A 14,185-nucleotide genomic window follows, 5' to 3' on the forward strand; every position below is an offset into this window, starting at 1 on the left:
CACGGCCGACTCCCGGCACCAGGGTCACTCAGAGGTTGGCGGGACCGGCCTTCTCGGCGACGGACTCGGCCTTGGACAGACGCTCGCTACGCAGCTGCTCGAGCACCTCGCGCTCGGCGCCGGACTCGGCGGCGGGCGCCTCGAGCTGCATCCGCATGCGCTGCTGCGCCTCCTCGGCGAACTGGCCACGGAGCTCACCGCGGATGCGGTTGTCGCTCTGGGCCACGGACTCGTTGCCCGTGCCGTCGAGGTTGCCGCGGATGATGTTGTCGGTGACCTGGGCGTGGCCGGTGGTGCCGGCGATCGTCACGTTGCCGCCCCACACGCTCGTGCCGAGCTCGCAGTCGCCGAGCGCGCCGCCGGCGCCGAGCTGGACGCCCTCGCCGTTGCTGGCGAAGGTCGCGTGGCCGTCGACCTCGCTGCCACAGACGAGCGCACCGAAGTCCGCGCCGGTGACCGTGAGGGAGCCCCCGACGACCGTGTCGAGGATGTCGGTGTACTGGGTGTCGCTCGTCTCGACCGCGCGGTTCGCGACGGTGCTCTCGAGGAGGACCGAGCCGCCAGTGGCGAGGACGCGGCCGGAGAAGTCGGCCTCGTAAGTCCACAGGAAGGAGTCGGGGTTGACGTTGGCGTTGGCCGTGTAGGCGTTGGCGGTCGTGTAGTCGAGGTACACGCCGAAGGCGCCGCGGTTGACGACGTTGCCGGTGACGGTGGAGTTGACGAGGTCGAGGTAGCCCTCGCCCTGGACGGTGACGTTGCCGTTGACCGTGAGGCCGTCGGCGACGAGGTCGGCACCGGCGGCCACCCGCACGTTGCCGTTGATGACCGTGTCCTCCAGCGAGCAGGCGTCGCCGGCGCCGACGACGAGGTCGCCGGGGACCGTGACGCCGCCCGCCTCACCGTCGCAGAAGGTGGTCAGCGCTGCCTGGGCCGGAGCGATCGCGCCGAACCCGGCGAGCGCCAGTCCCCCGATGAGGACCGTGGTCATTCTCTTTCGCATGGTTTCTCCTTGTGAGGTGACATTCCCCGGCACAGCGACGACGACGTCGGCGGCCTGCGCACGGAGGCGGTGGATGGCGAGGGTGGCACCGTGAGCTCGTCAGAGCTCCGCGCGTCGATGCGCCGGCACCTCCACGCTCGTGCCCGGGAACGGGCGGCGCACGACCGGTGCGGGCACCGGGACGTGCGACGAGCGCGACTTTCGTGACTCCATCTGTCACTCCTGCCCTCTGGACGACATCACTGTCGGGGCAACCCCCAGGAGGGAGTCAATCGTCTCTGTGCCGAACTGGCAAGCCCCTTTGGGAGATTCGCGAACAGAAGTTGACGGGACAACCGGGCACGGATCGATGGTTCGCAATTGACATTTCATCTTTTGCTTGACCTACGCCATAAGTCGGCCTAGGGTCATGGCGTTTGGTGATATGCCTCACGCCTCGGTAGTCGCAACGACGCGCTCGCTCCAGCTGCGCACGCGTCGTCGTCGGGGGGTCCTGCCGGCGAGGTGCGTACGGCCGAGGTGTCTGTCGAGACGACGGGAGCCTCCACATGACAGACACGTCCACTCCGCGCACCGACGGTGCGCTCTCACGCCGCAGCGTCCTCGCCGGGGCCGCTGCCGCAATGTTCGTCCCGGCCTCCGTGGCCGCCCTCGGGTCCACCGCGGGCGCCGCTCCGGCGGTCGCGACGGGCCGTGGCACGACAGCCGCTGCCGCCGGTTCGGCCGCCACCGCACGCGCCACGGCGGGCACCGTCCACCAGATCACCATGTACGTCGAGGACCTGGGCAACGGGCAGACCGGCTACGGCCTGGAGCCCGGCAAGGCGACGATCCCCGGGCCGCTCCTCGAGATGTACGAGGGCGACACGATGGAGATCACGCTCGTCAACACGACCGACCGCGACGTCTCCATCCACCCACACGGCGTGCTCTACGACGTCAACTCCGACGGGTCCCCGTTCAACAGGTCCTACAACGGCCCGGGCGAGACGCGCACGTACGTCTGGCGCACCACCGGGGAGAGGTCGCTGGGCCGCTGGGCGCGCCCGGGCACCGCCGGCTACTGGCACTACCACGACCACGCGATGGGCACCCCGCACGGCACTGCCGGCGTCGCCGCCGGCCTCTACGGGGGCCTCATCGTCCGCCGGCAGGGCGACATCCTGCCCGACCGTCAGTTCACGGTGGTCTTCAACGGGATGCTCATCAACAACAAGCTCGCGCCGGACACCCCGATGTTCGAGGCGAACCACGGCGAGACGGTCGAGTTCATCTGCATCGGCCACGGCGACATGTTCCACACCTTCCACCTGCACGCCCACCGCTGGGCCAACACCCGCACGGGCTACCTCGAGGGCCCGCGGGACTCGAGCCAGATCATCGACAACCGCGACCTCAACGGCGGTGACTCCTTCGGCTTCCAGGTGATCGCCGGTGAGGACGTCGGCCCCGGCGCGTGGATGTACCACTGCCACGTCCAGTTCCACTCCGACGCCGGCATGTCCGGCATCTTCCTCGTCCGCAACGCGGACGGAAGCATGCCCGACGGCGCGCAGGAGTCCATCGACTGGTTCCACGACCACGAAGGGAGCGGCCACCACTGACATCGGCGGCCACGGCACCGTTGCCCGGCCGCACCCGTTCGTCACCCAGGGGGAGAATTGACCACGACACACCCACGCCCGTCCACAGCCGGACGGGCACAGCGGCTCCGGAAGGCCGGAGTCCTCAGCGCGAGCGCAGCGCTCATGCTCACGATGTCTGCGGGGCCCGCGCTCGCCGCACCAGGTGGTGGGAGCACAGCAGCTTCCGCCGTCGCCAAGAACCGCGCTGCCCAGACAGCCGCGGACGTCAACGTCCTCGTGTTCCACGGGGACCCCGAGGCCCAGGACGACCCCGTCCTCGAGGCCGCCGCCACGATCGCCGAGCTCGGCGCGGAGAACGACTTCGACGTCACCGTCTCCAGCGACCCGGCCGACTTCACCGACGAGAACCTCGACTCCTACCGCGGGGTCGTCTTCCTCTCCGCCGAGGGCACCGAGCTCGACGGCGCCCAGGAGAGCGCCCTGCAGGACTTCGTCAACGACGGCGGAGGCTTCCTCGGGGTCCGTGATGCCGTCAAGGCTCAGCCCGAGTCGCAGTGGTTCACCGGGCTCCTCGGCGCCCGGCCCGCGGGCGCCCGCCCCACGCCGGAGGAGGTCGCCACCATCTCGGCGACCGGCGACCAGCCCAACAACGAGCGTGCCGTCAACCTCATCGACGACGACTCGAGCACCAAGTGGCTCTCGTTCGCGAGGACCTCGACCATCAGCCTCGAGCTCACCGAGGCCGCCGTCGTGACGAACTACGTCATGACCTCGGCCAACGACTTCGCCGGCCGCGACCCGGCCACGTGGACGCTGCGCGGCTCTGTCGACGGCGAGACGTGGGTCGACCTCGACACCCGCAGCGACGACTTCCCCCAGCGCTTCCAGCGCAAGACCTACGCCTTCGACAACGACGTGGCGTACACGTACTTCCAGCTGGACATCACGGCGAACAAGGGTGAGTCCGCGACCCAGCTCGCCGACCTGCTGCTGTTCACCGACGAGTCGATCGACCCGCCCGTGGTCGAGATCCCGGTGAACGAGGCGACCGTCAACGTCGTCGACCGTCAGCACCCGGCCAACGAGGGCCTGCCGCTCAACTGGACCCGATCGGACAAGTGGCTCAACTGGGACACCAACCCGATCGGTGAGGTCCACACCGTCGCCCAGGTCCAGGAGTGGGACTACGACGCCGGCGACACCGCCAACGGCCCGTTCCACCCCATCTCCTGGTGCCGTGACTACGAGGGCGGCCGCTCGTTCTACACCGGCATGGGCGGCACCGCCGGCAGCTGGGACGAGGACGGGTTCCGCAGCCACGTGCTCGGCGCCATCCAGTGGTCCGCCGGCCTCGTGCGCGGGGACTGCCAGGCCACGATCGGCGACAACTACGAGATCGAGCGCCTGACGACGACGAACACGCCCGGCACGCTCGACCAGATCGGCGAGCCGCACGGCCTGACGATCACCGACGACGGCACCGTCTTCTACGTCGGCCGCGGCGCCTGCCCCACCGGCCCGATCCCCTCGTGGGACCAGGAGAACGTGGGCCTGGGCTGCGGCAGCATCCACCAGTACGACCCGGAGTCCGGTGAGGTCACGCTGCTCACCGTGCTCGACGTCTTCGGCAACCGCGGGAGCGGCGGCGAGCTGGTCAAGACCGAGGAGGGCCTGTTCGGCGTCGAGCCGGACCCGAACTTCGCGGAGAACAACTGGCTCTACGTCTACTGGATGCCCTACGAGTCCATCGACACCGAGGACCGCGTGGGCATGCGCACCGTCTCGCGCTTCACCTACGACCCCGAGGGCCCGAGCATCGACCTCGACTCGCGGGTGGACCTCCTCGAGTGGGAGACCCAGATCCACAGCTGCTGCCACGCCGGTGGTGGCCTGGCCTTCGACGACGCGGGGAACCTCTACGTCTCCACGGGTGACTCGAACTCCTCGCAGGGCTCGGACGGCTACTCCGGGAACAACTGGACCCAGGACTACAAGGGCCTCTCCTTCCAGGACGCCCGCCGCACGTCGGGCAACACCAACGACCTCAACGGCAAGATCCTGCGGATCCACCCCGAGGACGACGGCACGTACACGATCCCCGAGGGCAACCTCTTCACGGGGGACGAGGGCAACGGGGACCAGGCACGCCCGGAGATCTACGTCATGGGCGTGCGCAACCCCTCGCGCATCCAGATCGACGCCGACACCGACTGGCTGACCGCCGCGTGGGTGGGCCCGGACGCGTTCTCGCCGAGCCCCGAGCTCGGCCCGGCCAAGTACGAGACCGCCTCGATCATCACCTCGGCGGGCAACCAGGGCTGGCCGTACTGCATGGGTGACCGTCAGCCGTACCGTGACCGGAGCAACGAGGACGCCAGCGTCCTCACCGACTGGTACGACTGCGACAACCTGCAGAACACCTCGCCGCGCAACACCGGTCTCGTCGACATCCCCGACGCCCGGGACAACATGATCTGGTACTCCCCCGGTGGCGGTGGCCCGGTCTTCCCGCGTGACGAGAACGGCGTCCCCAGCTACGAGGAGGACGAGGTCACCTACACCCAGCCGTACCTGCGCGGTGGCGGCCAGGCCGTCATGTCCGGCCCGACCTACCGCCTGTCCCAGGTGGACGAGGGCAGCGACGTCGCCTGGCCGGAGTACTGGGAGGGCAAGTGGCTCATCGGTGACCAGTCCAACTCCAACAACCGGGTGGCCATCACGGCCGACCCGGAGGGTGTGGACGAGGCGGCTCCCCCGGCCTTCGCCGAGGACCTGCGCCACATCATCCGCGCCGGTGGCGGCGGCAACCAGCTGCAGAGCTGGATGGACGCCGAGTTCGGCCCGGACGGCGCGCTCTACCTGCTCGACTACGGCAGCGGCTTCTTCACCCTGCACGAGAACCAGAAGCTCATCCGTATCGCCTACACCGGTGGCCCGGCGACCCCGGCGCCCACCGCGCTGGCGGCGAGCGTCCAGAGCAGCCCGCTGACGGTCCAGTTCACCGGCTCCCGCTCCGGCGGCGTGTCGTGGCACTGGGACTTCGGGGACGGCTCGACGTCCACCGAGGCCGACCCGCAGCACACCTACGACCGCATCGACGACTACACCGCCACCCTCACCGTCACCTACGCGGACGGCACGACGGAGACGGTGGAGACCGCCGTCGTCATCGAGTGCGCCGTCCCGGACGCACGGGACACGGTGTGGATCGGTGACGTCGACACGGGCGTCGCGAACGACGACCTCGGTGGCTGCACCATCGCCGACCTCATCAACGACGAGGGCGAGTGGGACACCCACGGCGCGTTCATCCGCCACGTCAACGAGCTGGTCCGCCAGCTCAAGAACGACAAGGTCATCACCGGCCGCGAGGGCGCCCAGCTGAGCAGCGGGGCCACCCGCTCCGAGGTCGGCAAGCCGGGTCAGACCGGCTACCGCTGGCTCTTCGACGGGACGTCCGCGTCCCTCGAGGACTGGCGTCAGGCACCGGGCGGGAGCTTCGAGCTCCTGCCGAGCGGGTCGATCCTGTCCCGCGGCGGCCTGGGGATGCTGTGGTACGAGGCCGAGGAGTTCTCCGACTTCTCCCTCAAGCTGCAGTTCCGTGACGTGTCCGAGGGCACCACGTACGCCAACGGTGGCGTGTTCGTCCGCTTCCCCGACCCGACTGCCGCCGAGCAGCCGGAGTGCGGCCAGAACCAGTCCGAGGCCTGGGTCGCGATCATGTGCGGTCACGAGATCCAGATGTACGACGGTCCCTCCGGTGAGCCCCAGAAGACGGGGTCGGTGTACAACTTCGCGCCGAACACCCTCGAGGAGGCCGGCGCGACCGACAAGGGCGTGTGGAACGACTACGAGATCCGCGTCGTCGGCCAGCAGTACACGATCCTGCGCAACGGCGAGGTCATCAACGAGTGGGAGAACGCGCCGGGGCAGCAGTCCTCGCGCGCGGGTGACCCGCCCACCGACCTGCGCCAGTTCGCCAGTGGGTTCATCGGCCTGCAGAACCACGGCAACAACGACCTGATGGAGTACCGCAACGTCCGCGTGCGGGACCTGTCCTAGGTCGTCCCCGGACCGGTGCGGCGGGCACGTCCCGCCGCACCGGTCCACCCCTCGCAGCACACCCGGAAGGTTCAACCACCCCATGTCCCAGCTCGCCTCCCCACCCCGTCCGCGGACCCGGCGCCGCGACGTCCTCCGCCGGGTCGTCGTCGCGCTCCTCGCGGCACTGACCGGGCTCTCCCTTGTCCCCACGACCGCCGGTGCCGCCGACCAGACACTCACCTGGACCGCCGGCAACAGCGTCACCGAGTACCTCACGGCACCCGAGACCGCCGTCGCCGGGACGGCGACGATCATCTTCGAGAACAGCCGGGCCACCGGGAACACGACCGGCATGCCCCACACCCTCACCTTCGACACCTCGACCCCGGGCTACAACCACGACGTCGACCTCAACATCGTGGCCAACCCCTTCGACGCGAACGGCGGCTACTACGAGGCCGAGGTCACCCTCACGCCCGGCACCTACCGCTACTTCTGCTCGATCCCCGGCCACGGCCCCATGTGGGGCGAGCTCGTCGTCACCGGCGACGGTGGCGAGCCGGACCCGGACACGACCGCACCGACGGTCACGGCCGACGTCACCGGTGAGCAGGACGACGACGGCGCGTACGTCGGGTCCGCGACGGTCACCCTCGACGCCACCGACGAGGACGGCGGCTCCGGCGTCGACACCGTCGAGTACAGCCTCGACGGCGGCGCCTACGCCGCGTACTCCGCACCGCTCCAGGTGAGCGAGCCGGGTGCGCACACGGTGGACTACCGGGCCACCGACGTCGCCGGCAACACCGGCGAAGGCTCCGTGAGCTTCACCGTCGTCGAGCCCGACGTCGAGCCCGAGCCCGACACCACCGCCCCCACCGTCACCGCCGAGGTGACCGGTGAGCAGGACGACGACGGCGCGTACGTCGGGTCCGCCACCGTGACCGTCGCGGCCACCGACGAGGAGGGCGGCTCCGGCGTCGACACGATCGAGTACAGCCTCGACGGCGGGGAGTACGCCGCCTACACCGAGGCGCTCACCGTCTCCGCGCCGGGCGAGCACACCGTGGACTACCGGGCCACCGACGTCGCCGGCAACACCGCCGAGGGATCGGTGACCTTCACGGTCGTCGAGCCCGACGTCGAGCCCGAGCCCGACACCACCGCCCCCGAGGTCACTGCCGCCGTCACCGGTGAGCAGGACGAGGACGGCGCCTACCTCGGCTCCGCCACCGTGACGATCACCGCCACCGACGAGGAGGGCGGCTCCGGCCTCGGGATGGTCGAGTACTCCCTGGACGGCGGGGAGCTCACGCACTACCACGAGGCGCTCACCGTCTCCGAGCCCGGCGAGCACACGGTCGCCTTCCGGGCGAGCGACGTCGCCGGGAACGTCGGCGAGGGCTCGGTGACCTTCACGGTCGTCGAGGGCGACGTCGAGCCGGAGCCGGACACGACGGCTCCCGAGGTGACTGCCGCCGTCACCGGTGAGCAGGACGAGGACGGTACCTACGTCGGCACCGCGACCGTCACCCTCACCGCGACCGACGAGGAGGGTGGGTCCGGCGTCGCGAGCGTCGAGTACTCCCTCGACGGGGCGGCGTTCGCCGCGTACACCGCGCCGCTCGAGGTGAGCGTGCCCGGGGCGCACACCGTGGACTACCGGGCCACCGACGTCGCCGGCAACACCGCCGAGGGGTCCGTGAGCTTCACGGTCGCCGAGGAGGACGTCGAGCCCGGCCCCGACACCACCGCCCCCGAGGTCTCCGCGACGGTGACCGGCGAGGAGGACGAGGACGGCGCATTCGTCGGCTCCGCCACCGTGACGATCGCCGCCACCGACGCCGACTCCGGCGTCGACACCGTCGAGTACGCCCTCGACGGCGGCGACTGGACCGCGTACACCGCGCCGGTCGAGGTGACCGAGCCCGGTGCGCACACCGTGGACTACCGGGCCACCGACGTCGCCGGCAACACCGGCGAGGGCTCGGTGACCTTCACCGTCGTCGAGGCGGAGGAGCCGGAGCCGGGCGAGTGCACCGACACCCGCGCGACCGTCGTCGTCGACGGCGTCGACACCGGCGTGGCCAACGCCGAGACCGAGGGCGGCTGCCTCAGCGACCTCATCGACGAGGACGGCGACTACGCCACCCGTGGCGCCTTCGTCCGCCACGTCGGTGACGTCCTGCGCCCGCACGTCGCCGACGGCGTGCTCACCGCCCGCGAGCTGAGCACGATCCTCCGCGCCGCCGCCCGCAGCACGATCGGCGCGTAGCCCAGCCCCACCCCCAGTAACGCCGAGAGCCGGATTCCTCCAGGAGGAATCCGGCTCGCCGTGTGTGGGCCCCTCCCGTGTGTGGGCCCCTCCCGTTGCCGACAGCAGGATTCCTCCGCCCGGAGAATTCCGGCTCTCGCCGTGTGGGCCCCCCGTGTGGGCCCCTCCCGTGTGTGGGCCCCTCCCCCTCGCCGACAGCAGGGTTTCTCGGTCCGGAGGAATCCGGCTCTCGGCGCGCGGGGCGGCGGGGGCTAGCTCGCTGTCGAGCCGCGCTCGACGATGCGGTAGGGCATCTCGAGGAGCTCGGTGGGGCGGCCGGGGTCGGCGATGCGGGCGACGAGCCGCTCCACGGCGGCCTCGGCGATGGAGCGACGCCCGGCGTCGACCGTCGTGAGCGACGGCGTCGCGTACTGCGCCTCCTCGATGTCGTCCCAGCCGACGACGGCGACGTCGTCGGGCACCGTGACGCCCCGAGCCCGGAGCTCGTGCAGCGCACCGAGGGCGAGCGCGTCGTTGAGGGCGAGGACGGCGTCGGGGCGGACACCGGCGTCGAGCACCTGCGCCATCGCCCGGGCGCCGGTGTCCCGGTGCCAGAACGTCGCCTCTCCCTGGAGGCGGGAGTCCGGCGTGATCCCGGCGTCCTCGAGCGCGGCGAGGTAGCCGCGCAGGCGGAGTGCCGCGGAGCCCACGGCCTCCCCGGGGTGCACGCCGAGCACCGCGACCCGCCGCCGGCCGCGTTCGAGGAGGAAGGTGGTGGCGGCGCGTGCGGCCGCGACGTTCTGCATCGTCACGTGGTCAAAGCGCTCGGAGAAGAGGCGCTCGCCGAGGAGCACGAGCGGGACGTCGTCGGGCAGCTCGGGTTCGTGCTCCTGCCCCAGTCCCAGCGGGTTGAGGATGAGCCCGTCGCCCATCCGGGCGCTGTCGCGCAGCACCTCCCGCTCGCGCTCGAGGACCGCGCCGGTGCGCTCGATGAGCACCCGCAGCCCGTGGTCCTCCGCGGCGTCGATGATCTCGTCGGCCAGCTCGGCGAAGTAGGGCAGCGCGAGCTGCGGCAGCGCCAGGCTGATGAGACCGGTCCGACCACGGCGCAGGTTCCGCGCGGACGTGTTGAGGCGGTACCCGAGCCGGTCGACCGCCTCCAGCACGCGGTCCCGCGTGGCCGGCCGGATGTAGGGGTAGTCGTTGAGCACGTTGGACACGGTCTTGACCGACACCCCGGCGAGGTCGGCGACGTCGCGCATCGTCACCGCCATGCGGCTCCTCGACTGCCCGCCGCCGCGGTGGTCCACGCGCTCACAGGTCGACGAGGACCATGGTCCAGGAGGCGGGCGGCAGCTGGGAGACCAGGACGCCGTCCTCCACGCTCGCCGCGTGCGGACGCAGGGTCACCCGCTCCGGGTCCTCCATCGTGTTGGCCGCGGTGAGGTCGGGGTCGTGGAGGGTGCGCGCCTCCACCGCCCCCACCGGCCCGAACTCGCCCAGCGGGACCCGCAGCTCGAGCGCCTCCCCGGGGTCCCGGTTGACGACGAAGACGGCCAGCCGGCCGCCGTCGGGGTCGTGGGTGGCGACGGCGTCGAGCGTCGGGACCTGCCCGTGCTGCGCCGTCGTCATGGTCGGGGAGGTGACGTGCGCGCGCAGCACCTGCCCGCGCGCGTGCCGGGCCATCTGCGCGAAGGGGTGGAAGATCGTCTGCCGCCACGCCGGCCCGCCCGGCTCGGCGCGGACGGGGGCGATCGTGTTGACGAGCTGGGCCTGGCACGCGGCCGTCACGCGGTCGCTGTGCCGCAGCAGGGTGATGAGCAGGGAGCCGACGACGACGGCGTCGGCCACCGTGTAGGCGTCCTCACTCAGGCGGGGAGCCACCGTCCAGTCCTGCGGGACGGCGACGTCCCGCTGGTACCAGACATTCCACTCGTCGAAGGAGATGTTGATCCGCTTGGCCGAGCCGCGAGCGGCGCCCACGTGGTCGGCGGTGGCGACGACGTCGGTGATGAAGGTGTCCATGTTGGCCGCCGAGGCGAGGAAGCTCGCGTAGTCGTCCGCGCGCAGCTCGTAGTAGGCGTGGGCGGAGATGTAGTCGACGAGCTCGTAGGTGTGCTCGAGGACGGTCGCCTCCCAGGTGCCGAAGGTCGGCATGTCCCGGGCGGAGCTGCCGCAGGCGACGAGCTCGAGGCCGGGGTCGAACTGCCGCATCGCTCGCGCGGTCTCGGCGGCGAGGCGGCCGTACTCCTCCGCCGTCTTGTGGCCCAGCTGCCACGGGCCGTCCATCTCGTTGCCCAGGCACCACAGGCGGATGTCGTGCGGCTGGTCCGCGCCGTGGGAGACGCGCAGGTCCGACAGGTGCGTGCCCGAGGGGTGGTTGGCGTACTCGAGCAGGTCGAGGGCCTCCGCGATGCCGCGGGTCCCGAGGTTGACCGCCATCATCGGCTCGACGCCGGCCGCCCTCGTCCAGGCCATGAACTCGTTGAGGCCGAACTCGTTGGACTCCACCGACCGCCACGCATAGTCCAGGCGGGTGGGACGCTCCTCGGCCGGCCCCACCCCGTCCTCCCAGCGGTACCCGGAGACGAAGTTGCCGCCCGGGTAGCGCACTATCGTCACGCCCAGCTCGCGGACGAGCTCGAGGACGTCCTGGCGGAAGCCGTGGGCGTCGGCGCGCGGGTGGCCGGGCTCGTAGATCCCGGTGTAGACGCAGCGGCCCATGTGCTCGACGAAGGAGCCGAAGGTGCGGGGGTTGACCGGGGCGACGCGGACCTCGGGATGGAGCACGACGGACGACTGGGGCACGGGTGTCCTCTCGGAGGGGCGCTGTCTACATCGATGTAGAAGAACGTTCTACCGGCCCCGGCTCGGGCCGTCAACACCGATTCTCGCCCCCTCCGCCGGCACCGCCCCTTTCGCCGACAGCCGCATTCTTCGCGGCCCCCTGGGGTTGTCCACAGGTTCGGCTCGCCCCGCAACACGGCTCGGGCGCGCGGTGGGATGCTCCGCGGGAGAGAGATCGGGGGGACGCATGACAGCGACGACGCGTGTCCGGGCGGCTGCGGCGACGGCGGCGGTCGCCCTGCTGGTCGCGGGCTGCAGCGGTGACGGGGAGGAGCCCGAGCCCACGCTCGAGGAACGCGTCGTCCTCGAGGAGCTCGCGCTGCCGGAGTCGCTGGTGAGCACCTCGAGGCGGGTCGGCCAGTGGTCGGTGCTGCCGCAGTCCGGTGACCTGCCACGGCTGGCGGTCACGACGGTTGCCCACGGCCGGGCCGACGAGGCGGACGTCGGCGTCTGGCAGGGCACCGGCGTCGACGCGCTGTCCGAGCAGGCCGAGATCGCGGTCCCGGGCGACGTCGGGACCGCCCGGGTCGCCTCGGACGGCACCCTCACCGCGATCGCCGGGAGCTCCGCCGTCGACGGCGTGCCGCGGACCTTCCTCCTCACCTCCACCGACCGCACGACGTGGGAGGAGGTCGCGCTCGACGACGAGGCCGCCGCCGTCGCGGCCTCGCACGTCGCCGTGAGCGACGGACGCGTCGTCCTTCTCGGCGCGGGGCCGACGGGGCGGGAGCCGCGCGTCGTCGTCGACCCCGCCAGCGGGGACACCGCCGTCGCCGCCCTCCCGGCCCCCGCGGAGGGTGAGGGACTCGCGGTGTCCGGCCTGTCCGCCGTCGGCGACCGCGTCCTCGCGATCACGGCGGTCGGCCCCAAGGGGGACTTCACCGCGCCACGGGCCCACGTGTCCGAGGACGGCGGAGCGTCCTTCGAGACGGTCGAGATCGGCCCCGACACCTTCGAGATCAACGGCGTCGTCGCCGCGGGTGACACCTTCGTGGCCACCGGTTCCGTGCGCACCGCCGGGTACACGAAGCCTGCGGCGTGGTCCTCCGCGGACGGCCGCAGCTGGGCCGTCGACGACATCGTCTCGCTCTGGGAATGGGACCCCGACCGGTGGGCGAGCGAGCGCGCCGACGTGTGGTTCACCGAGCCGACCTACGACCCGGGCAGCGATACCGTCGCGGCCGCGATGCTCAACAACGCCTCCCTCCACATCGCCGTCGCCCTCCGCAACGACGCCGGCAGCTGGGGCAGCGCCCTGTACTCCCCCGCCCTCGGCTTCGGCCCGGGTGCCCGCGCCCTGCAGCTGGGGGACCGGACAGCGGTGGTGAGCCGCTTCGGCGGTGGCTCCGCGACGGAGTTCGTCGTGGACGTCGAGACGGGGATCGACACCGTCGAGACCACGCTCGTGTCCTACGAGACCGAGCCGGACGAGCTCACCGTCGCGGACCTGGGCGACGAGCTCGCGCTGACGGCCGGCACGACCGTGTTCGTCCAGGAGCCGGAGCGGTGGCGAGTCACCTCGACCAGTGCCCTGTTCTCCTACTCCCCCACCGAGGGCCTCGTCGCGGGCGAGTGGGCACCCGACGACCTGCCCGAGGAGTCCGAGCCGATCGTCGTCACCGCCCCTCGCACCGGTCGCTCGGTCCTCGTCACCGCCCACTGGTCGGGCGGCCGGTTCGTCACGAGGACGTGGAGCCGGGACGACGGCGGCGCGTGGGCGCAGGGCCCGCCGGTCACCGCGGCCTCCGACCAGCTGCCCGCCGCGCTCGCCGCCACCGCCTGCGGCTGGCTCATGGCCCTGGAGACCGAGCGCGAGAGCGCCGGCGAGGTCCCGCGGCGGGCGGAGATCTGGGCTTCGCCGGACGGCGTGGAGTGGACGAGGGAGGCCGGCGAGTTCTCCTTCCCCGACGGCCAGGGCTCCGACGTCCACGGCATCTGCGACTCCGGGCTCGGTCCCGTCGCGGTGGGGTCGATGGATGACGCCGAAGGGCAGGCGCGTGCCACCGCCTGGCGGCGGGTCGACGGCGCGTGGGCCCCCTCGGTGCTCGCGGACACGACGGAGTCCTGGCTCCTCAGCTGCCTGGGCGACGACGACGGCGTCACTCTCTTCGGCACCGACGGCGCGGCCTCGCGCTCGTGGAGGTCGACGGACCTGACGACCTTCAGCGGCGTCGACGCGCTCGGCGAGGGTCTGCACCGGACGGCGGTGGTCCCGCTGGCCGACGGGTACGCCGCCGGTGGGACCGTGCGGGCGGAAGGGTACGTCGGGCCGGTGCTGTGGCTGTCGGCGGACGCCCGGCAGTGGTCGTGGGTCCCGCTTCCCGTCTCGACGTCGAGCGACGCCGCTCCCGTCGTGGCGGAGTCCGGTGAGGACCTGCTCGTGCTGCACCCGGCGCTCCTGCGCGCGTGGCGGGTGCCCGACGTCGCGGCCCTGTTCGCGCCGGCGGGCTGAGC

Annotated in this window: 6 protein-coding genes and 1 pseudogene; 4 read left to right on the plus strand and 3 right to left on the minus strand. The window is 71.7% G+C overall.

Translation table 11 applies throughout. From position 1 onward, the window contains the following. Positions 1-28 precede the first annotated feature (28 nt). Complete coding sequence (locus tag ACWPXV_RS16275; RefSeq protein WP_454086198.1) at positions 29-1,000, minus strand: hypothetical protein; 972 nt, start codon at positions 998-1,000, stop codon at positions 29-31. 548 nt (positions 1,001-1,548) lie between these two features. Here ACWPXV_RS16275 and ACWPXV_RS16280 point away from each other — a divergent pair. The 3 genes and pseudogenes from ACWPXV_RS16280 to ACWPXV_RS16290 all read left to right on the plus strand — a co-directional run. Then, positions 1,549-2,604, plus strand: coding sequence for a multicopper oxidase domain-containing protein (locus ACWPXV_RS16280; RefSeq protein ID WP_454086199.1), 1,056 nt, complete (start codon positions 1,549-1,551; stop codon positions 2,602-2,604). Between the two features lie 144 nt (positions 2,605-2,748). Continuing rightward, on the plus strand, positions 2,749-6,648 hold the full coding sequence (locus ACWPXV_RS16285) for a ThuA domain-containing protein (protein ID WP_454086200.1): 3,900 nt from the start codon (positions 2,749-2,751) through the stop codon (positions 6,646-6,648). Between the two features lie 82 nt (positions 6,649-6,730). After that, positions 6,731-8,683, plus strand: a pseudogene (locus tag ACWPXV_RS16290) (OmpL47-type beta-barrel domain-containing protein); the annotation flags it as partial. 473 nt (positions 8,684-9,156) lie between these two features. Here the strand turns inward: ACWPXV_RS16290 and ACWPXV_RS16295 are convergent. Together ACWPXV_RS16295 and arfA are read right to left on the minus strand one after the other, a co-directional pair. Further along, on the minus strand, positions 9,157-10,158 hold the full coding sequence (locus tag ACWPXV_RS16295; protein WP_454086201.1) for a LacI family DNA-binding transcriptional regulator: 1,002 nt from the start codon (positions 10,156-10,158) through the stop codon (positions 9,157-9,159). 40 nt (positions 10,159-10,198) lie between these two features. Next, positions 10,199-11,692: an arabinosylfuranosidase ArfA gene (arfA, locus tag ACWPXV_RS16300; protein WP_454086202.1), complete on the minus strand. Its 1,494-nt coding sequence runs from the start codon at positions 11,690-11,692 to the stop codon at positions 10,199-10,201. Positions 11,693-11,918: 226 nt separating this feature from the next. Between arfA and ACWPXV_RS16305 the strand changes: the two genes are divergently transcribed. Further along, on the plus strand, positions 11,919-14,183 hold the full coding sequence (locus ACWPXV_RS16305) for a hypothetical protein (protein ID WP_454086203.1): 2,265 nt from the start codon (positions 11,919-11,921) through the stop codon (positions 14,181-14,183). Positions 14,184-14,185 lie beyond the last annotated feature (2 nt).

The organism is Georgenia sp. Marseille-Q6866 (assembly GCF_965111665.1).